The organism is Stenotrophomonas sp. MYb238 (genome assembly GCF_009496535.1).
Lineage (GTDB): Bacteria > Pseudomonadota > Gammaproteobacteria > Xanthomonadales > Xanthomonadaceae > Stenotrophomonas.
In genome coordinates this window covers 14,341-34,420 of record NZ_WIDL01000033.1, presented here as the reverse complement: position 1 = coordinate 34,420, position 20,080 = coordinate 14,341, and the positions used below count along the sequence as shown (strand labels likewise).

Below are 20,080 nucleotides of genomic sequence, written 5' to 3'. Positions count from 1 at the left end.
CGCACCCTCCGCTTTCCGTCATCCCCTGCCCCGCCGATCCCGCTTCCCCCTTCCCCTTTCCCCGCGCGTAACGCCATGAGCCTGCATCCGAAAATCCACGCCATCACCGAACGCATCCGCCAGCGCAGCGCTCCTTCGCGCGCGGCCTATCTGGCGGGCATCGATGCCGCCTTGCGCGAGGGCCCGTTCCGTTCGCGCCTGAGCTGCGGCAACCTGGCCCACGCCTTCGCCGCCTGCGGGCCGGCCGACAAAGGGCGGCTGCGCGGCGACGCGACGCCCAACCTGGGCATCATCACCGCCTACAACGACATGCTCTCGGCGCACCAGCCGTTCGAGCACTACCCGCAGCTGATCCGCGACGCCGCGCGCGAACTCGGCGCCACCGCGCAGGTGGCCGGCGGCGTGCCGGCGATGTGCGACGGCGTCACCCAGGGCCGCGGCGGCATGGAACTGTCGCTGTTCTCGCGCGACATCATCGCCCAGGCCACCGCCATCGGCCTGAGCCACGACATGTTCGACGCCACCATCCATCTGGGCGTGTGCGACAAGATCGTGCCGGGCCTGCTGGTCGGCGCGCTGGCGTTCGGCCACCTGCCGGCGGTGTTCGTGCCGGCCGGGCCGATGACCCCGGGCATTCCCAACAAGAAGAAGGCCGAGGTGCGCGAGCGCTATGCCGCCGGCGAGGCGACCCGCGAGGAACTGTTGGAGGCCGAGTCCGCCTCCTATCACGCGCCGGGCACCTGCACGTTCTACGGCACCGCCAACTCCAACCAGGTGCTGCTGGAAGCGATGGGCGTGCAGTTGCCGGGGTCTTCCTTCGTCAACCCGGAACTGCCGCTGCGCGACGCGCTGACCCGTGCCGCCACCGCGCGCGCGCTGGAGATCTGCGCGCTGGGCGACGACTTCCGCCCGCTGGGCCGGCTGATCGACGAGCGCGCCATCGTCAATGCCGTCGTCGCGCTGATGGCCACCGGCGGTTCCACCAACCACACCATCCACTGGATCGCGGTGGCGCGCGCGGCCGGCATCGTGCTGACCTGGGACGACATGGACCAGCTCTCGCAGATCGTGCCGCTGCTGGCGCGCGTGTATCCCAACGGCGAGGCGGACGTGAACCGCTTCGCCGCCGCCGGCGGGCCGGGCTTCGTATTCCGCGAACTGATGGACGCCGGCCTGATGCACGACGACCTGCCGACGATCGCCGAGGGCGGCATGCGCGCCTACGCGCAGGAACCGCGGCTGATCGACGGCAGGGTCGTCTACGTGCCCGCGGTCGAACAGAGCGCCGATGCCGAGGTGGTGCGCCCCGCCACCGAGCCGTTCGAGGCCCAGGGCGGCCTGCGCCTGCTCAAGGGCAACATCGGCAGTTCGTTGATCAAGCTGTCGGCGGTGAAGCCGCAATACCGCACGATCGAGGCGCCGGCGGTGGTGGTGGACGCGCCGCAGGTGCTGAACAAGCTGCACGCCGCAGGCGCCTTGCCGCAGGACTTCGTCGCGGTGGTGCGCTACCAGGGCCCGCGGGCGAACGGCATGCCCGAACTGCACTCGCTGGCGCCGCTGCTGGGCCTGCTGCAGAACCAGGGCCGGCGCGTGGCGCTGGTCACCGACGGACGCCTGTCCGGCGCGTCGGGCAAGATCCCCGCGGCCATCCACGTCACCCCCGAGGCCGCGCGCGGCGGTCCGATCGCCCGCATCCGCGAAGGCGACATCGTCCGCCTGGACGGCGAGGCCGGCACCCTGGAAGTGCTGGTGGACGCCACCGAATGGGCGGCACGCGGCATCGCCGCCAATACCGCGCCGGCCGGCAACGACCTGGGCCGCAACCTGTTCGCGATGAACCGCCGCATCGTCGGCCCGGCCGACCAGGGCGCCATCTCGATTTCCTGCGGCCCGGCACGGCCCGATGGCGGCGTCTGGGAATACGACGCCGAATACGAGCTCGGCCACGACGCTGCCGCCGCCGCGGCGCCGCACGAAGCCAAGGACGCCTGACCTCCGGGCCGCGCCGCGGCCCGCCCCACCGGAACAACGCCATGACCATCGCCCAGCACCAGGACCGCGCCGAACACCTGCTCACCGCCGCCGGCATCCTGCCCGTCGTCACCGTCCACACCCTCGACCAGGCGCGCGCGGTCAGCGCCGCGCTGCTGGAAGGCGGCCTGCCGGCCATCGAGCTGACCCTGCGCACGCCGGTGGCGATGGAAGCGCTGTCCATGCTCAAGCGCGAACTGCCCGACGTGGTGGTCGGCGCCGGCACGGTGCTGACCGTCGCGCAGATGCGCCAGGCCATCGACGTCGGCGCCGACTTCCTGGTGACCCCGGGCACGCCGGCGCACATGGCCGACGCGCTGGCCGACGCGCCGCTGCCGGTGGTGCCGGGCGCGGCCTCGCCCACCGAACTGTTGGCGCTGCTGGCGCGCGGTTTCCGCGTCTGCAAGCTGTTCCCGGCCACCGCCGTGGGCGGGCTGGCGATGATCAAGGGCGTGGCCGGGCCGATTCCCGAACTGAAGCTGTGCCCCACCGGCGGCATCACCGAAGCCACCGCGGCCGACTATCTCGGCCAGAAGAACGTGGTCTGCATCGGAGGCTCGTGGATGGTGGCCGACGCCTGGATCCGCAACGGCCAATGGGACGAGGTCAGGAAGTCCGCCGCCGCCGCGGCCGCCATCGTGCGCTCGGTTCGCGCCGGCTAAGGCACGCGGACGCGCGCGCGCGTTGCCGCGCATCGCAGACGCCCCGTTCGCAGGAACGGGGCGTTTCTCTTTGGCGACCGCACCGCCGTTCCTTCCACCTTGGCGCCGGCAAGACATCGCATCGGCCATGATGGCGCCGTCCCCATTACCTGCCCCAGGAGCGACCCATGGACGAAACCACCCCGCGCATGACCAACCTCTTCCTCCAGCTCGGCCTGGACGCCGGCGAACAGGACATCGCGCGCTTCATCCAGGCCCACCAGCTGCCGCTGGAAACCAGCATCGGCCAGGCGCCTTTCTGGAACGAGGGGCAGCGCCAGTTCGTGCGCGAGAAGATCGCCAGCGACGACGCCTGGGCCATCGTCGTGGACCAGTTGAACGAAGCGCTGCACGAAGACGCCAGCCGCGCCCGCAACGTGGACTGAGCCTGCGCCAGGCGCGGCATCGCGGGCCATCGCCGCGCCGGTGATGGCGGCCCGCGGCGGCCTCAGCGCCGGCTGCGTTCGCTGCGCCGCAGTTCGGCCGGGATATCGATCTCGACCTTGGCCGGCAGCGCCATGATGCGCAGTTCGTTGCCCGACCACGCGGCCGGTTCGCCGTTGATGCTGGCCTGGCCCGGCGCGCCCTCGTACGGCCAAGGCAGCACCAGCCCGCCCGCCGGCAGGCGCAGGCCGTCGGCGACCTTCAGGGTCAGCTGGCGGTCGCCGCGTACCAGCGCGTAGCGCAGTGGGCCATGCGCGGTGCGCAGGCCGTCGAGGGCGATGCCCTTGCCGGCCAGCCAGGGAGCCGGCACGCCGGCGGCGAGCACGATGGCGTCGTCGATTTCGCGCTCGTAGGCGAACATGTCCAGCGCCGAGCGCACGAAGTCCGAGGCCACCCAGGCGTGCGGCAGGTCGCCGACGAAGAACGGCGTGCGCGGCGTCGAGGACACAACTTCGGCCCACTGGTTCCACGCCGGCGGCGCGCGGTCCTTGAAGAAGAACTCGCCGGCCTCCCACGCCCGCTCGCGCCAGCCCAGGCGCACGAAGGCGCCGACGTTGCGCCACTCGTACGGGGTGTAGTCCTTCCACTGGCGCTTGCCGTCGCGGCGCTCGACGAACTGCCGCCAGTAGCGCTCGAAGGTGGTGTCCAGCGCCGGTTGCGGCAGGCGGCCCTGCTCGCCGCCCGGCGCCAGCGCGATGGTGGTCGAGGTCGCGTCGAAATCGCCCAGTTCCACCGATCCGGGCAGGTAGTCGATGCGGTGGGCGGCCATCGCCGCGCGCAGCGAGTCGTACAGGTCCTGGCGGAACTGGTCGCGCGCGCCGGCCATCGCCTCGGCCTCGGTTTCCAGCCCCAGCGCCACCGCCATGTCGGCCGCGTCCTTGTAGCCGCGCAGCGCCCAGAAATCGTCCCAGTACGAATGCACCGGCTTGGCCGAATAGCCCTCGTGGCTGATCGAGGCCGGCATCATTCCGTAGAAGCCCGGGTTGCGTGCGCGGTTGTCCTCGGTGCGCTCGCCCAGCCGCAGGTCTTCCATGTAGCCCCAGGCCGCCAGCACGTGCGGCCACATGCGCCGCAGGAAATCGCTGTCGCCGGTGTGGCGCCAGTACCCGGCGATGGCGTGGATCAGCTCGCCATGGCTGTCGTTCTCCGGCACCGGGTCGCTGCCGCGCGCGTCCACGCAGCACGGCACCATGCCGCTGTCGAACTGGTACGGCGCATACCAGTCCAGGTACTGCCGCACCGCATCCTCGCGGCCCAGGCGCAGCAGCCCTTCGGAAATCATCGCGCCGTCGCGGATCCAGCTGCGCGCATACGAGCGCGTGCCCGGCTGCAGGCTCGGCCCCACCCGCGAGATCAGCATGTGCGCCAGCGCGGTGCGCAGCGTATCGGCCAGCGGCTGGCCGGCCTCGGGCAGCTGCAGGCGCACCTGGTCCAGCTTCTGCCGCCACATCGCCGCGACCTGTTGCTGCGCCTTGTCCGCGTCGAAACCGGCCGGCATCGACCAGGCGCCGGTCTGCGGCAGCACCAGCGCGACCTCGCGGCTCTGCCCCGGTTCCAGCTTCCACGTATAGAGCATGGCGCCGGACGCCAGCCCGGTCGGGTCGCTGACCTCGCGCGTGCCCGGCAGGTTCCTGTCGGCCAGGTGGGTGACGTCGAGCTTGCTGTCGAAGGCGCTGGCGAAACCGGTGTCGGGCGGCGTCGCGGCGAACACGCGTGGCTGCCCGTTGACCGCCACCTGCCCGCCCTGGACCGCCAGCCGCTCGATCCGGCTCACGCCGCCGACGGTGTTGAGGAACTGGCTCGGCGGATTGACCTGGAACGGCCGCACCGCCAGCGCCAGCCGGTAGTCGTGCGCCACTTTGTCCGGGTTGTGCAGGCGGTAACGCGCCACCAGCTGCGCCTGCTCGGGACGGCCCTGCACGAAGCCGGTCACCTGCAGTCCGACCTTGTCGTGCTTCCATTCGACCGAGGGGATCGGCAGGTAGCCGTCCTGCAGGCGCTGGCTGGCGGCCACGTCGGCCCAGCCCAGCACCTTGCCGTCCAGCACCACGAACGGCTCGATGCTGAAGCCGGCGCGCGCCACCTCCAGCGTGCCGTCCTCGCCCATCAGCGCCTGCTCGCGGCCACCGTCCAGGCCCAGCAGGGTCCAGTACGGCTGCTCGCCGGAGAAACCGCGCGGCAGCGCCCCCCGCGGCAGGTCGCGCGCCACCGAACGGACGAAGTCGTTGGGCGTGTCGGCGAACGCCAGCGGTTTCAGGCTGATGTCGCGGATGCCATAGCGCCAGCTGGGACCGTCGACCAGGTCGAACCGCAGGTAGCGCGCCTCGGTTTCGGGCAGCGCCAGCCAGTCGCGCCCGCCGCCGCCAGCGCTCACCTCGCGCAGCTTGCGCCAGTCGCGCCCATCGCTGGAGGCCTGCACCACGTAGCGCGACGCCTCCAGCCCCGGCACCCACTGGACCACCGCGCCGCCGAACTCGCGCACCCTGCCCAGGTCCAGGCTCACGGTCTGCTGCTTGACCCCGCCGCTGATCCATACCGTGTCCGGCTTGCCGTCGGCGATGCGCTGCTGCAGCGCGGTGGCGGTGTCGGCGATGACGGTGGCGGTCAGCGCCGAGGTGTCCTCCTTCGGCAGCGGCTGCAGCGTGAGCTGGTCGAAACACACCGTGCCCTTGCCGCCGACCTTGCTGTAGATGGTGAACTCCACCGCCGCGCTGCGGCGCAGGACCTTGTCCGGGTCCGGCCCCCAGGCCTTCTCGACGTGGCGCCTGCGGTAGTTCACCTGCGTCCAGTTCTTGGGGAAACGATAGCCGGGACGGTTGACCCACCACACGTTGTCGCCGCTGGCGTCGACCAGCTTGAACTGCAGGTCGTTGGCCGGCGAATCGCCGCGCAGGCCGAAGGACACCTGGTAGTTCTCCGGCCAGGTGACGTCCAGCGGGCGGCGGATGCCGGCGTAGCCGGAAACCTCGTGGAAGTCGTAGTCCAGGCACAGCGCGCGGCCGCCGTTGCCGCTCACCGGCCGCAGCGAACCGCTGACCTGCGGCGAGGTGATCAGCTGCCAGGCGCCGATGTCGTCGAACTTCGCCAGCACCCGGCCGCCGCCCGCGGCCGCCCGTCCGTCGCCTGCCAGCACGGCGGTGGAAAGCAGCAGGAGGGCGGAGAGCTTCTTCATCGCGGGGAGTCTGGATGCGGCGTCGCAGGATTCTAGTAGGAGCGCACCTCGGTGCGCGACGGGGACTTGCCAGGCACGCGATGAAGACCCGGCTGCGCCAGGAAGCCTCATCGCGCTCCGGGCGCGGCGCGCCTACCCCTTCACGCCGCCCAGCAGCAGGCCCTGGATGTAGTAGCGCTGCAGCAGCAGGAACAGCAGCAGCACCGGCACCACGGTGATCACCGCGCCGGCCATCATCATCTCCACGTCCATGATGTGCTCGCGCGCGAGCGAGGCCAGCGCCACCGGCAGGGTGTAGTGCTCCTGGTCGGTCAGCACGATCAGCGGCCACATGAAGTCGTTCCACGCGCCCATGAAGGTGAAGATCGCCAGCGTCACCAGCACCGGCTTGAGCATGGGCAGCACGATCTGGAAGAAGATGCGCGCCTCGCCCGCGCCGTCGATGCGCGCCGCTTCCAGCAGTTCGTCGGGAATCGAGCGCGCATACTGCCGCACCAGGAAGATGCCGAACACGCTGGCCAGCGCCGGCACCACCACCCCGCCCCAGGTGTTGACCAGCCCCAGCTGCTTCATCAGCAGGAACAGCGGCAGCATCGCCACCTGCGCGGGAATCACCAGCGCCGCCAGCAGCCCCTGGAACACCCGCTCGCGGCCGGCGAAGCGCAGCTTGGCGAAGGCATAGCCGGCCAGGGTGTTGAACAGCAGCGAGCCCAGGGTGATGCCCGCCGACATGCTCAGGCTGTTGAGGAAGTTGCCGGCCATGCCGGTGCGCGCGAACAGCGCGCGGTAGTTGCCGGTGGTGAGCTGGGCCGGCAGCAGCGGCGGCGGGAACTGCGAGGCCTGCCCGCTGGGCATGAACGACACCGACACCATCCACGCCAGCGGCGCCAGGCTGACCAGCGCCAGCGCCAGCAGGGCGCCGTTGATCCACCAGCCCCAGGCGCGCGACTGGCCGATCTCGCGGCTCATACCAGCCCCCTGCGCCGGCCCAGGCGCAGCAGCAGCGTGGTCACGCCCAGGATGATCAGGAACAGCAGGAACGCCACCGCCGAGGCGCGGCCCAGGTTCCACCACTTGAAGCCTTCCTCGAACATGAAATACAGCACGCTCACCGTGCTCTGCAGCGGGTCACCGCGGGTCATCACATAGGGCTCGGCGAACAGCTGGAAATAGCCGGACACGGTGATCACGCCAACCACCAGCAGCACCGGCCCGAGCATCGGCAGGGTGATGTGCAGGAACTGCTTCCAGCGCGATGCGCCGTCGATGCGCGCCGCTTCGTACAGGTCTTTCGGAATGGCCTGCAGGCCGGCCAGGAAGATCACCATGTTGTAGCCGAAGTTCTTCCACACCGCGAACAGGATGATGGTCGGCATCGCCCAGTGCGGGTCGCCCAGCCAGTCCACCGGATCGATGCCGGCGTGCCCCAGCGCCCAGTTCACCAGCCCGTAGCGGGTATGGAACAGGTAGCGCCAGATCACCGCCACCGCCACCAGCGTGGTCACCACCGGCGCGAACAGCGCGGTGCGGAACAGGGCCTTGAAGCGCGCCACCGGCGCGTTGAGCAGCATCGCCGCACCCAGCGACAACGCAATGGACAACGGCACACCCAGCACCACGAAGTACGCGGTGTTGCCCAGCGACTTCCAGAACATCGGCGTGCGCAGCAGGTCCAGGTAGTTGTGCAGGCCGACCAGGCGCAGGTTGTGCGGGTCGGCCAGCGCGTACAGGTCGAAGTCGGTCAGGCTCAGCGCCAGCGCCGCCAGCACCGGCAGGCCGAAGAACACGCCGATCACGATCAGCGCCGGCGCGGCGAACACCCAGCCGGCGAGCGAACCCCGCATCATCGCGCCGGCTCCTTCTGCGCCTGCTGCTCGACGATCCAGCGGCGCTTGGCGAGGATGTCGTCCACACGCGCGTCCAGCCGCCTGACCGCCGCATCCTGGTCCAGCCCGCCGCGCACCACCTGTTCGCTGACGATGCGCATTTCCTGGGCGATGCGCTCCCATTCCAGCACCTTGGGCGTGGGCTTGACCCGCTCCAGCTGCTCGCCGAACGCGGCGGCCAGCGGATCGCCGGTCAGGGCCGCGCTCTTCCACACGCTGCGGCGCGGCGGCAGGTCGCCGATGAGGGCGTGGAAGCGCTGCTGCACCGCTGGTCGTGACAGGAACTCGATCAGCTTCCACGCCGCCTGCTTGTGCCGGGACGAGCGGAAGATCACCAGGCTGGTGCCGCCGGCGATGCCGGCGCCCGGCCCGTGCGGCCCCGGCAGCGGCGCGGTGCCCCACTCGCCTTCCAGTGCCGCCGGCTGGCGCTGGCGGAACTCGCGGATGTTCCAGGGCCCTGACAGGTAGAACACGGTGAAGCCGCGGAAGAACTCGTCCCAGACGTTGGATATCTGCGTCTCGGACATCTTCGGCGCCCAGCCCTGCTCGAACAGGGTGGCGTAGAAACCCAGCGCGCGGCGGAAGCCGGGACTTTCGAAATTGCCGCGGGTGTCGTGGTCGCGCAGCAGCGGATCGTCCTGCTGCAGGGCCAGCGACAGCTGCGGCTCGAACTCGTTGAGCGGCATCAGCACCGGGTAGCGGCCCGGCCCGAGCACCTGCTTCAGCGCCTCGTTCATGCGCGCCCACTCGGCCCAGTCGCGCGGCGGATGCTCGTAGCCGGCCTGGCGCAGCAGGTCCTTGCGGTAGAACAGCAGCCGCGTATCCACGTACCAGGGGATGCCGACCAACTGCCCCTCGACCACGTTGGTGTCCCATATGCCCGGGAAATAGTCGTCGGGCACGACCTCGCGCGAGCCGGCCACGTAGGGCTGCAGCGGGGTGAGCGCCTGCAGCGTGGCGAACTCGGGAATCCAGGTGTTGCCGAGCTGGCAGATGTCCGGCAGGCCATCGGCCGCGTAGGCGGTGAGCAGCTTCTCGTGCGCCGCCGTCCACGGGATGTTCTGCACCTCGACGCGGATGCCGGGGTTCTCGGCCTCGAACTCGCGCACCAGCTCGCTGACCACCTCGGCCTCGCGCCCCATCGCCCAGAAGCGCAGGGTGACGCCGTCCTGCGGCCGCGCGCAGCCGACCAGCAGGAGCAGGCACAACAGCGCGGGCAGGCGCGGCATCACCGGTGCGCCCTACTGCGGCCGCGCCGCGGGTTTGTCCGCGGCCTTCTGCTCCTGCGCGGCGGCGGCGCGCGACTCGGCGATGCCCACCGCGCGCGCGGCGGCCGCCTTCTCGTCCTTCTGCAGCGGCTGCCAGTCCTCGCCCTCGGGCATCAGCCAGCCGCCGCTGAAGCCGGCGCGCTCCAGTCCCTTGCGGATGTAGGGGTTCTTCTTCATCACGTTCCAGACGAACTCGTCGCGGTAGTTGGCGATGCCGGCCAGGATCGGCCCCTGGTCGATGGCGATGTAGTCGCTGGCCACCCAGCCGCGCTCCGGGATCAGGCGCCCGGTCTTGAGCGGGATGTCGTAGTTGAAGCTGGGATTGAACGAATCCAGGAAGCCGTAGCTGGAGTACAGGTAGTCGCCGTAGCGCTTGTGCATCTCCTGCGTGGCGGGAATCACCACCTCCGGCGCGAACGGCAGCGAGGAGATCGCCGCCGACGGCACGATGGTGCCGTCGTCGAAGTTCTCGCGCAGGCCGGCGCCGCGCGCGGAGTAGTGGCGGAACTGGCGCTGCTCGCCCTTGTAGTCCTGGGTGGTGTTCTGCGGGCCGTCGCCGGCGGTCAGGCCCCATACGTTCTCGCCGTAGTCCTTCCACTGCATCGGGTTGGCGATGGCGTACTCGCGCTGGGCCAGGGTGGCGCGGCGGCTGTTGAGGAAGTAGTCGATGCCGCGCTCGCGCATGTAGGCGTCCTGGATGTCGCGGAAGTCGATCCAGACATGGCTGTACTGGTGGCCGAACAGCGGCCCGAACGACAGGTATTCCTGGCCCTGGAACACGCCCCAGTCGTTGTCGTAGGTGCGCGTCCACACCGTCCACGCATCGGGCTGCACCGGATGCGTCGGCGAGCCCAGCGCGAGCACGTAGAGCATCATCGCCTCGTTGTAGCCCATCCAGTCGTGCTGGATGAAGCCGCTCTCCGGGAACCAGCCCATCGACACCAGCGGCTTGTTGCGCTGCAGCCATGGCCAGTCCACGCGCCGGTAGATCGTATCGGCGACCTGCCGGATCTCCTTCTCGCGCGCATCGACGCCGTCGTAGTAGGACTGCGCGAACAGCACGCCCATCAGCAGCAGCGCGGTATCCACGCTGGACAGCTCCACCCAGCTGTCGTAACGGCGGCCGTCGCGCATGTCCAGGAAATGGTAGTAGAACCCCTTGTAGCCGGCCTTGCCGGTGCGCTGCGGGCCGGTGGGCACGTCGCGCAGGAAGCGCAGCGTGGCCAGGGTACGGTCCACCGCCTGGGTGCGGCTGACCCAGCCGTTCTCGATGCCGATCGGGTACGCGGTCAGGGCGAAGCCGACCGAGGCGATGCTGGCGAACGGCCGCGATGGATAACGGTCCGGGGTCAGCCCGTTCTGCTCGTTGGTGGTATCCCAGAAGAACTGGAAGGTGCGCCGCTCGATGTCGTCGAACAGCGGCGGCAGTTCGGGTTTCATCGGCCGCGGCGGCAGGTCCGGCTCGATCAGGATCACCTGCGGCGGCACTTTCGGCGCCGGCGCGGGCGCCTTGCCGCAGCCGCCCAGCAGGCCAAGCGCGAGACCGGCGGTGCACAGCTGCAGCGTGGGGATACGCGGGATGCTCAAGACGCTTTCCGTTGGTGGAACGTGGGTGGGGGATGTCGTCATCCGCCGCGCGGACGAGGGACGAACGGAGTCCGCGATGCTCGCATCATCGGACTCCGCCGCCTTCCCTCCCCCGGGGGCGAGGGTGTTACCAGTCCAGGCCGAAGGACAGCTTGAAGGTACGGGTGCCTCCCACGATGCCATCCTGATGCCGCCCGAAGTTCACGTTCGGATCGTTCGCACCGCCATACCAATCGTCGTAGCCATCCCAGTTCCTCCAGTCGAACACATTGAGCAGATCGGCGCGCACGCGCAGCTTCAGATTCGTCCCGGTGTCCCATTCCTTGCTGGCGGCAAGATCGAAACGCTTGTAGCCGATGCTGCCGTCGGGCTTGTACGGGTCGATCAGGCAGTCGTCCCAGCCAGGCAGGCAATTGGTCGCGTTCCGGTACTTGGTCGATTCCAGCGTCAGTTTGCCGGAAAGCGTGATGCCCCAGCCCGCATCCCAGATGCCGGTCGTCACCAGCCGGTGTTCGGGCACGCCACGCGAGGGCAGCCACCCGTAGTAACTGGCATTGGGATACTCGAACATGTCGACCCAGCCGTCGGCATTGGTGTTCTGGCGACCGTGCGTATAGGTGTAGGCGACCGTCGCACCCCAGCCGGAAGCAGTGTTGAACGGCTTGTCCAGCTTCAACAGGACCGACTTCGTCTTGGTTTCATACATGTTGTCCAGCAGGATGACGCGCCCGAACGGCGGATCGAAGCCCCATGGGGTGCCCCAGGTTCCGCCCGGCGGAAGGAACGTGCCATCCGGTCGACGATTTCCCAGCCGCGCCGTGATGCCGTCGCGGCTGCGCACATAGCTCAGCGTCACCTCGCTGTACCAGGTCTGCGCCCCCAGCTCGAACGCATTGCGCATGCCGACGCTGAACTGGTCCGAGTAAGGCACCTTGAGGTCGTTGTTGTTCAACCACCACTCGCGCGGCAGGTTGACCGTTGCCGCCAGCTGGTCGAGCGCTCCGGGATTGAGGTAGCTCGGATCCCATGCCACGCAATCCCCAGCCGGACGCCGGCATGCGCCGTCTGCGTCGACGAAATAGAAGTTGTAGCGGCCGAAGGAAGTGCGGTTGGTCTCGATCTGCAGGTAATCGAACAGGTTGCGGTCGTAGGACCGGCCCGCGCCGCCGAAGATCACGTGCCGCTGGTCGGCATCGAGGTCATAGGAGAAGCCCAGGCGCGGCTGCCAGGCTCCCTTGAACGCTCGGCGGTTGTTCCCCGTGGAAATATAGTTTTCCGGGTTCCAGTCCGCGTTCTTGAAATTCGGGTAATCGCGGATGGCATTGGCCAGCGCCGCCGGGGTCACGAAGTCCTCGTAGTTCGGCGTGGTCTCGTAATCCCAGCGCACGCCGTAGTTCAAGGTCAGGTGTTCGTTGACCTCCCAGTCGTCCTGCAGGTAGATGCCGAACTGCTTGTTGGCCGAGGTGGTGAAACCACCGGGCGTTCCCGGGTCTCCTGCCGCGAACTCGACGCGATAGGGATGATCGAGGCTGGTCGACAGGTCGTAGTAGAACTGCGGATTGGAGTAGTTGCGCTCCATCGCGTTCACGTCGACCTGCTTGAACTTCACGCCCATCTTCACCGCATGTCCTTCCCAGCCGGTAAAGGTGAAATCGTTCTGGATGGACCACCCCTTCTGCCCCTTGTCCTGGTTGTTGGGGCTGGCGCCGGTATTGATGATGTTGCCGATGTTGAGCCGGTCGTTGTTCACCAGCTCGGAGATACCCAGGATGTAACCGTTGCCGTCGAAGGTGGCATGCGGTGCCCAGGAAAGATCCTCGTACGTCACGTGCGCGTCGTTGAGCCAGTTGTCCGCGCTGTACTGCCAGCGCAGGTCGTAGCGGTTCACCTTGTTGCTGTTGACCGTCGCACGCTGCGCGGTGTTCTGGCCACCCACGTCGACATGTTCGTTTTCATCGCGCACCTGCGCCGACAGCTCCACCAGGTTGCGGTCGTCCGGGGTCCAGGTCAGCTTGCCGAAGTACATGTCCTGCGTGAATGGCGAGGCTGCGGGTCCGATCTGGTCGCGGATGCCCTGCGGAATCCTGCTCGGGTCGTACCGACCCTCGGCACCCAGCGTCACCGTCTTGGGGGTGCTGTATTCCTTGGCTTCGTATGCGACGAAGAAGTTCAGGCGATCCTTGACGATGGGCCCGCCGAAGGACACGCCGTACTGTTCTTCCTTGGAGGGTACCTTGTCGCCGCCGGCCTTTTCTTCGGCCGGGGTCGCGGTGCGCCAATCGGTCGAGGTGCGGTCCCAGAAGAAACTCCCGCTGAATTCATTGCTGCCGGAACGTGTTGCGGCGACCACCGCCGCGCTGCTGATCTGGTCGAACTCGGCCTTGTAGTTCGATGTGATGACCTTGTATTCGCCGATGGCCGACTGCGGGAACGGATTGCCACGGGTCGAGTTCTGGCCGCCGACGCCGCCTGGCAGCGTGTATCCCTTCTGGCCGACGCCATCGATGTAGACATTGATGCCGCTGGAGCTCTGCGCGCCGGAACGCAGGCTCGTATTGCCGGCGGCGTCCTGCTGGAACTGCATGCCCGGCACGGTATCGGCGAACGCCAGGAAGTTGCGGGTCCCCTGCGGCAGGGCCTCGATCTGCTTGTTGGTGATGTAGGTCGCGATCTCCGAGGTGCGGGTTTCCACCGCCTGCGCCGTCACCTGCACCGCATCCAGCGTCGTCGCCGCGCCGCTGGCGGTCTCGGCCACCCCGCCTACCCCGAGGTTCACGGTGGCGGTCTGGCCCACCTGCACGGTGATGTTCTGGCTGCTGGTCCTGCCGCCGGCATTGACGTCCACGCGGTAGGTGCCCGGCGGCAGGCCGGCCAGCGAATAGCCGCCATTGGCGGTGCTCTGCACGCTGCGGGTCAGGCCGGTGGCGAGGTTGGTCGCGGTCACCTGCGCCTGTCCGGCCGGCGCCGAATCGGCCATCACCTGGCCGCGGATGGTGGCGCCGGTGCTCTGCGCGAACGCGGAGGCGGCGCCGAGCACGAGGCAGCTGGCCAGCGCGCAGCTGAGCAGCCTGCGGGCCGGGTGCGTCTTGCGGGTAGCGGAATGATTCATGGTGCGGCTCTCCGGGTGCGGCAGCGGGGGCTGCCATTCGGTTCGTTCCGGGTTCGCGGGCCGGGGTTCCGGCGCGGCGCGAACGCGGTCAGGAAGGTTCTCGTCGGGACGTGGAGTCGCGTACGACCAGGGACGGTGCCAGGGTCGTGCCGCCGGTCCCTTCCGCTGCGCCATCGCCGTCGATCAGATGCAGCAGATGCGATGTCGCCCGCCCGCCGAGGTCGGCGATGCTGACCTGCATCGTGGTCAATGCCGGGTGAACGAAACGTGCCAGCGGGATATCGTCGAAACCGGCCAGCGCCACCTGCTGCGGCACGCGCACGCCGGCCTGGCTGAAGGCGTACAGGCACCCCAGCGCCATCATGTCGTTGGCCGCGAACACCGCGTCGGGCAGGCGGGCTTCGCGCAGCAGCACCTGCCCGGCCGCATGGCCGGAAGCCTCGTCGAAGCCGCCGGGCAGGACGATGGCCTCCGCCGCCGGGCCGAAACCGGCCATCGCCTCGCCGAATCCACGCAGGCGTTCGCGGGCATCGTGATTCGCGTCGGGGCCGGCGATGAACGCGATGCGGCGGTATCCGGCGTCCAGCAGGTGCCGGGTCATCGCCACCGCGCCGGCATGGTCGTCGATGCCGAACGCCGGGTAATGCCCGTCCCGCAGCGGCGTATTGATCAGCACGGTCGGCAGCGCCGGCGGCAGGTTGTCCATCAGGAAACCGGAGTCGGCCGCGTAGGGCGACATGACCAGCAGGCCGTCGACGCGGCCGCGCATGGCCTGCAGGGCGACGCCCTGCTGCTCCTGGTCGCCGTGGTAGCTGGAGACCAGCAGGTGCCAGCGATACGTACGCGCCACCCCGTCGATGCCGCGCATCAGCTCGGAAAAGAATTCGCCGTGCAGGTCGGGCAGCACCAGGCCGATGGTATGGGTACTGCGGCTGCTCAGGCTGCGCGCGGCCGCGTGCGGGGCGTAGCGGAGCCGGCGGGCGACCTCCAGCACCAGCTGCCGCACCGGCTCGGCGACATTCTCGTGGCCGTTGAGGGCGCGCGATACGGTGGCGACGGAGACCTTCGCCTCACGGGCAACATCCTTGATGGTGATTGCCGTTTTCGACACCGCTGTGCCCTCCGCAGGCAGGGTCCGGGCGGAATGTAAGCGTTTCCAGGGCGATCTGTAAACGATTTGTTACACCGCCGGAACCGGCACGGGACAAGACTTGTCCATGCAGGACAGGCGCCAGGGCCGGCATCCGGTGCCGGGCGGATGCCCCGCCCTCTGGCCGGATCAGCCGCCGGCCTCCGCCGGCGTCGACGCCTTGATCGACAACGCATGGATATCGGTCTGCATCATGTCGCCAAGTGCGGCGTACACCGCACGATGGCGTGCCAGCGGTGCCATGCCGACGAACGCCTCGCTGACGATCAGGACGTTGAAATGCCCACGCCCGTCCCGCGCGCCGGCGTGGCCGGCATGGCGGTGGCTGTCGTCCTCCACCTCCAGCCGGCGGGGCACGAACGCGGCCTGCAGCGCCGCCTGGATCCGTTCCAGCCGGCTCATGGCAGCGCCTTGCGGAACGGGCGCACGTCCACGCGCTGGTAGACGCCGGCCGCCACGTAGGGGTCCTCGTCGGCCCAGGCGCGGGCGGCGGCGAGGTCGTCGAAGCTGGCGATCACCACGCTGCCGCTGAAACCGGCAGGGCCCGGATCCTCGGCGTCGACCGCCGGACAGGGGCCGGCCAGCAGCAGCCGCCCCTGGTCAAGCAATGCCTGCAGCCGCGCAAGGTGCGCCGCCCGCGCGGCCTGGCGCGCGGCCAGCACGTCCTGGCCATCGTAGCCTTCGATCACATACCACACGGTGCCGTTTCTCCTTAGCCTGCCGGATGAGGGCCGCCAGTGTAGGGCCTGCCCTCCCGCGCAGACAGGCCGCGCCGTTTCTGCCCGTGTGTCGCCCGACAGGCGAGTACGCCGACCACCGCCTCGACGATGCCGGCTGCCCGCGGACCCAACGCCACCTGTCCGCACCTGAAGGCCGGCCCTGCCACAACGCTGGACACCGCCCGGCCGGGACGATTACTCTGTACGCCATTGCACGCAGCCGGCTTGTAACGGCCCGGCGCGGCGGCAGGCAAGGCCACCGCCGTCCGGCCGATCCGCGATCCCTCACCCGGACTGTGTAGACGACCTCCCCGTGATGACGTTGCCGCATGACAAGCGCGGCATGTCGCGTTGTTGATGTGCACGCACGCCGGACAGGCGCGCATGGCTTGCAATCCAGAAGGCTAGGACCCTGTTCCGGGCGGGAATCCGGAACGTACAAGGCTCGCAACACCCGATGTCGCCCTGATGACTTCAGATCTCGCGCCCGCCGCGAACCCGCCAGCGCCGCCTACCGTTCCGCAGCAGCAGGAAATGCCGCTGGCGGTGGTGCATGGCCAGCCGGTGCTGCAGATCCCGCAGGACCTGTATATCCCGCCGGACGCGCTGGAAGTCATCCTCGACGCCTTCGAGGGCCCGCTGGACCTGCTGCTGTACCTGATCCGCCGGCAGAACCTGGACATCCTGGACATCCCGGTCGCCGAGATCACCCGGCAGTACGTGGAATACATCAACGTCATGCAGGAGCTGCGCTTCGAGCTGGCGGCCGAGTACCTGGTGATGGCCGCGATGCTGGCCGAGATCAAGTCGCGCATGCTGCTGCCGCGCCCGCCCAGCGAGGACGGCGAGGAAGCCGATCCGCGCGCCGAGCTGGTGCGCCGGCTGCAGGAATACGAACGCTTCAAGCAGGCCGCCGAGGACATCGACGCCCTGCCCCGCCAGGACCGCGACACCACCCCGGCGCACGCCTTCGTGCCGGACCGCACCACGGTGAAGGTGCCGCCGCCGGTGGACCTGAAGGAGATGCTGCTGGCCCTGCACGACGTGCTCAAGCGCGCCGAGCTGTTCAGCGGCCACGCCATCAAGCGCGAGGCGCTGAGCGTGCGCCAGCGCATGGGCGACGTGCTGGAGCAGCTCGAGGACGGCAGGTTCTACCGCTTCGAGACGCTGTTCACCGCCGAGGAAGGCAAGCTCGGCGTGCTGGTCACCTTCTTGGCGCTGCTGGAACTGGCCAAGGAACAGCTGCTGGACATCGTGCAGGAAGCCCCGCTCGCGCCGATCTACGTGAAGTCGCTGGCCGCCGGCAACACCAATGCGCCGCTGCAGTTTTCCAGCGAATTCGACGACGGCGAATTCAACGACGCCGACTCTACCGACCCCGCCTGAGCCATTCCCGACACATGGATCAACCGCTGATCAACCGCATCGTCGAAGGCGCGCTGCTGGCCTCCAGCCAGCCGCTGACCCTGGCGCAGCTGCAGGAGCTGTTCCCCGAGGATCAGCCGGCGCCGCCGGGCAGCGTCGAACGCGCGCTGGAACTGCTGCGCGAGGGTTGCCAGGGCCGCGGCGTGGAACTGGTCGAGGTCGCCTCCGGCTTCCGCTACCAGATCACCCGCGAGGTGCACGGCTGGGTCTCGCGGCTGTGGACCGAACGCAAGACCCGCTACACCCGCGCCACCCTGGAGACGCTGGCGCTGATCGCCTACCGCCAGCCGATCACCCGCGGCGAGATCGAGCAGGTGCGCGGCGTGGCGGTCAGCAGCAACATCATCCAGGCGCTGGAAGAGCGCGAGTGGATCCGCGTGGTCGGGCACCGCGACGTGCCCGGCAAGCCGGCGCTGTTCGGCACCACCCGCGGCTTCCTGGACTACTTCGGCCTCAAGCGGCTGGACGAACTGCCGCCGCTGTCCGAACTGCGCGACATCGGCGAACTGGAGCCGCAGCTGCCGCTGGGCGACGACGGCCAGCCGGCCGCGCCGCTCGCCGCCGGCGCGGCGACGCCCGACACCGGCGCGCCGGCCGACGATGCCGGCGCTGCCACCGACACCGCGGCACCCCCGGACGATGGGGACGCCGCACCCGACACCGCCCCCACGGGCGAACCCGACGCCGCGCCGGGAGAGCGCGCGGCGGAAGTGGAAGACACCGGAAACAACGCCGTCGCAACGACGACCGTGGCTGTTGACGAAGCCGATCCCGAACCTGAGGCCGACGAAGAAAGCGCCGGCCGGAGCCAAACAGAATGAGTGACACCCCCCGCAAGCCGTCGTTGAACAAGCTCTCGCTCAAGCGCGAAGCCGCTGTCGAGCAGCCACGGCTGGAAGAACGCCTGCACAAGGTCCTGGCCCAGGCCGGCCTGGGCTCGCGCCGCGCGCTGGAACAGCGCATCGCCGACGGCCTGGTCAAGGTCAACGGCGAGACCGCGCAGACCGGCATGTCGGTCAAGAGCGGCGACAAGATCGACCTGGACGGCCGCAGCTTCGTCGCCAGCGCCCTAACCGATCCCTCGCGCGTGCTGGTCTACAACAAGCCCGAAGGCGAAGTGACCACCCGCGAGGACCCCGAAGGCCGCCCGACCGTGTTCGAGTCGCTGCCGCCGCTCAAGGGCGCGCGCTGGATCGCCATCGGCCGCCTGGACATCAACACCACCGGCCTGCTGCTGCTCACCACCGACGGCGAACTGGCCAATGCCATGATGCACCCGTCCTTCGAGGTCGAGCGCGAGTACGTGGTGCGCGTGCGCGCCCCCGAAGGCCAGGAGAAGGTGCCGGACAACGTCGTCGACCGCCTCGCCCGCGGCGTCGCGCTGGAAGACGGCCCGGCGAAGTTCGACGAGATCGAACGCATCGGCGGCACCGACTCGCACGACTGGTTCCGCGTGGTGGTCAAGGAAGGCCGCAACCGCGAAGTGCGCCGCCTGTGGGAATCGCAGGGCTGCCAGGTCAGCCGCCTCAAGCGCACCCGCTACGGCAAGGTCGAACTGCCGCGCGAACTGCTGCGCGGCCAGTCGGTGGAACTGCCCAACGCCCAGGTCGAGGCGCTGCGCGCCGAACTGAAGCTGGAGGAAGGCGCGCCGTCGGCGCTGACCCTGCAGCCGGTGATCGGCCAGCGCAAGGCGGCCAAGACCACCGTGCGCGTGCGCGAGGGCGGCCGCGGCAATGCCTACGTCAATGGCCACAACACCGCCGACGAAGGCCGCGAACTGCGCCGCTTCGACACCCTGCGCGAAGACCGCGGCCGCGGCCGCGGCGGCAAGGGCGGCGGCTTCAAGGGCGGCCTGACCGTCAGCGGCGAAGCGGCGGCCAAGCAGTCGCAGAAGCCGTTCAAGCAGCGCAAGCCCAAGGGCGACCGCAGCCTGCCGGAAGGCAACCCCGCCGCGTTCCGCACCTGGTACGTGCCCGAAGGCGTGAGCACCGGCCCCAGCGGCCACCGCAACGCCGGTCCGGGCGGCAACCGGGGTCCCGGCCGTGGCCCGGCCGGCGAAGGCCAGGCCCGTCCGTACGGCAAGCCGCGCCCGGGTGCCGGCGGCGCCGGTCGTGGCGGCCCCGGCCAGGGGCGCCCGCAGGGCGCTGGCCAGGGGGCCGGCCAGGGTCGCACGCAGGGTGGTGGCGGCCAGGCCGCCGGCCAGGGCCAGCGCAAGCATCCGTACGGTCATCCGGGCAACGCCCCGAGCTTCCCGTCCGACCACGCCAACCCGGGCTTCAGTCCATATGGCAGCCCCAAGCCGGCCCAAGGCGCCCGCCCCGGTGGTCGCGGTCCGGGCAGCGGCAACCGTGGCCCGGGCGGTAATCGCGGCCCGGGTGGTCCGGGCGGCAACCGTGGCCCGGGAGGGGCCGGCGGCAACCGCGGGCCGGGTGGTCCGCGCCGCAGCGGCCCGCGCGGCGGCTGACCGTTGCTCTGCAGCGGCGCCGCTTGCCCGCTACATGCCCCAGAACGCCCGGCCCAGCGCCGGGCGTTCCATTTTCCGGATCACATCGTCCGTGGGCTGAATCAATTCCGGAAAATTTACCCAA

General features: G+C 69.5%; 15 protein-coding genes. 6 read left to right on the top strand and 9 right to left on the bottom strand.

Translation table 11 applies throughout. The features are described 5' to 3' along the window. Positions 1 to 75 precede the first annotated feature (75 nt). The 3 genes from edd to CQ393_RS16890 all read left to right on the top strand — a co-directional run bounded on the left by edd (position 76) and on the right by CQ393_RS16890 (position 3,118). Entirely contained in the window at positions 76 to 1,992 is a 1,917-nt protein-coding gene (edd, locus tag CQ393_RS16900) for a phosphogluconate dehydratase (RefSeq protein ID WP_153193273.1), read from the top strand. Between the two features lie 41 nt (positions 1,993 to 2,033). Beyond that, positions 2,034 to 2,693, top strand: a complete 660-nt coding sequence (gene eda, locus CQ393_RS16895; protein ID WP_153193271.1) for a bifunctional 4-hydroxy-2-oxoglutarate aldolase/2-dehydro-3-deoxy-phosphogluconate aldolase — start codon at positions 2,034 to 2,036, stop codon at positions 2,691 to 2,693. Between the two features lie 167 nt (positions 2,694 to 2,860). Next, entirely contained in the window at positions 2,861 to 3,118 is a 258-nt protein-coding gene (locus tag CQ393_RS16890) for a DUF2789 domain-containing protein (RefSeq protein WP_153193269.1), read from the top strand. Positions 3,119 to 3,180: 62 nt separating this feature from the next. On the opposite strand, the gene CQ393_RS16885 is transcribed toward CQ393_RS16890, so the two are convergent. The 9 genes from CQ393_RS16885 to CQ393_RS18285 all read right to left on the bottom strand — a co-directional run bounded on the left by CQ393_RS16885 (position 3,181) and on the right by CQ393_RS18285 (position 16,046). Continuing rightward, complete coding sequence (locus tag CQ393_RS16885) at positions 3,181 to 6,348, bottom strand: discoidin domain-containing protein (RefSeq protein WP_153193267.1); 3,168 nt, start codon at positions 6,346 to 6,348, stop codon at positions 3,181 to 3,183. A 132-nt stretch (positions 6,349 to 6,480) separates the two neighbouring features. Beyond that, the gene (locus tag CQ393_RS16880) at positions 6,481 to 7,317 is read right to left on the bottom strand and encodes a carbohydrate ABC transporter permease (RefSeq protein WP_153193265.1); all 837 of its coding nucleotides are present in this window, start codon (positions 7,315 to 7,317) and stop codon (positions 6,481 to 6,483) included. Further along, entirely contained in the window at positions 7,314 to 8,195 is an 882-nt protein-coding gene (locus CQ393_RS16875; protein ID WP_153193262.1) for a sugar ABC transporter permease, read from the bottom strand. Before CQ393_RS16875 ends, CQ393_RS16880 begins: the two co-directional genes overlap by 4 nt. Then, on the bottom strand, positions 8,192 to 9,463 hold the full coding sequence (locus CQ393_RS16870) for a sugar ABC transporter substrate-binding protein (RefSeq protein WP_153193260.1): 1,272 nt from the start codon (positions 9,461 to 9,463) through the stop codon (positions 8,192 to 8,194). Before CQ393_RS16870 ends, CQ393_RS16875 begins: the two co-directional genes overlap by 4 nt. 12 nt (positions 9,464 to 9,475) lie before the next feature. Further along, entirely contained in the window at positions 9,476 to 11,032 is a 1,557-nt protein-coding gene (locus CQ393_RS16865) for a glucoamylase family protein (protein WP_228114640.1), read from the bottom strand. A gap of 184 nt (positions 11,033 to 11,216) precedes the next feature. Further along, positions 11,217 to 14,198 carry a TonB-dependent receptor gene (locus CQ393_RS16860; RefSeq protein ID WP_153193255.1) on the bottom strand — a complete coding sequence of 994 codons (2,982 nt, stop codon included), beginning with the start codon at positions 14,196 to 14,198 and terminating at the stop codon, positions 11,217 to 11,219. A gap of 88 nt (positions 14,199 to 14,286) precedes the next feature. Continuing rightward, positions 14,287 to 15,309: a LacI family DNA-binding transcriptional regulator gene (locus CQ393_RS16855; RefSeq protein WP_343200020.1), complete on the bottom strand. Its 1,023-nt coding sequence runs from the start codon at positions 15,307 to 15,309 to the stop codon at positions 14,287 to 14,289. A gap of 168 nt (positions 15,310 to 15,477) precedes the next feature. Then, positions 15,478 to 15,750, bottom strand: coding sequence for a BolA family protein (locus CQ393_RS16850; RefSeq protein WP_153193251.1), 273 nt, complete (start codon positions 15,748 to 15,750; stop codon positions 15,478 to 15,480). Next, entirely contained in the window at positions 15,747 to 16,046 is a 300-nt protein-coding gene (locus tag CQ393_RS18285) for a YciI family protein (RefSeq protein ID WP_343200019.1), read from the bottom strand. The genes CQ393_RS16850 and CQ393_RS18285 overlap by 4 nt, the downstream gene beginning before the upstream one ends. Before the next feature lie 489 nt (positions 16,047 to 16,535). On the opposite strand from CQ393_RS18285, the gene CQ393_RS16840 reads away from it, so the two are divergent. The 3 genes from CQ393_RS16840 to CQ393_RS16830 are packed head-to-tail and all read left to right on the top strand — an operon-like array spanning position 16,536 to position 19,956. Continuing rightward, positions 16,536 to 17,453 carry a ScpA family protein gene (locus tag CQ393_RS16840; RefSeq protein WP_153193249.1) on the top strand — a complete coding sequence of 306 codons (918 nt, stop codon included), beginning with the start codon at positions 16,536 to 16,538 and terminating at the stop codon, positions 17,451 to 17,453. A gap of 14 nt (positions 17,454 to 17,467) precedes the next feature. After that, positions 17,468 to 18,313 carry an SMC-Scp complex subunit ScpB gene (gene scpB / locus CQ393_RS16835; protein ID WP_153193247.1) on the top strand — a complete coding sequence of 282 codons (846 nt, stop codon included), beginning with the start codon at positions 17,468 to 17,470 and terminating at the stop codon, positions 18,311 to 18,313. Continuing rightward, complete coding sequence (locus tag CQ393_RS16830; RefSeq protein WP_153193245.1) at positions 18,310 to 19,956, top strand: pseudouridine synthase; 1,647 nt, start codon at positions 18,310 to 18,312, stop codon at positions 19,954 to 19,956. Before scpB ends, CQ393_RS16830 begins: the two co-directional genes overlap by 4 nt. Positions 19,957 to 20,080: the final 124 nt, after the last annotated feature.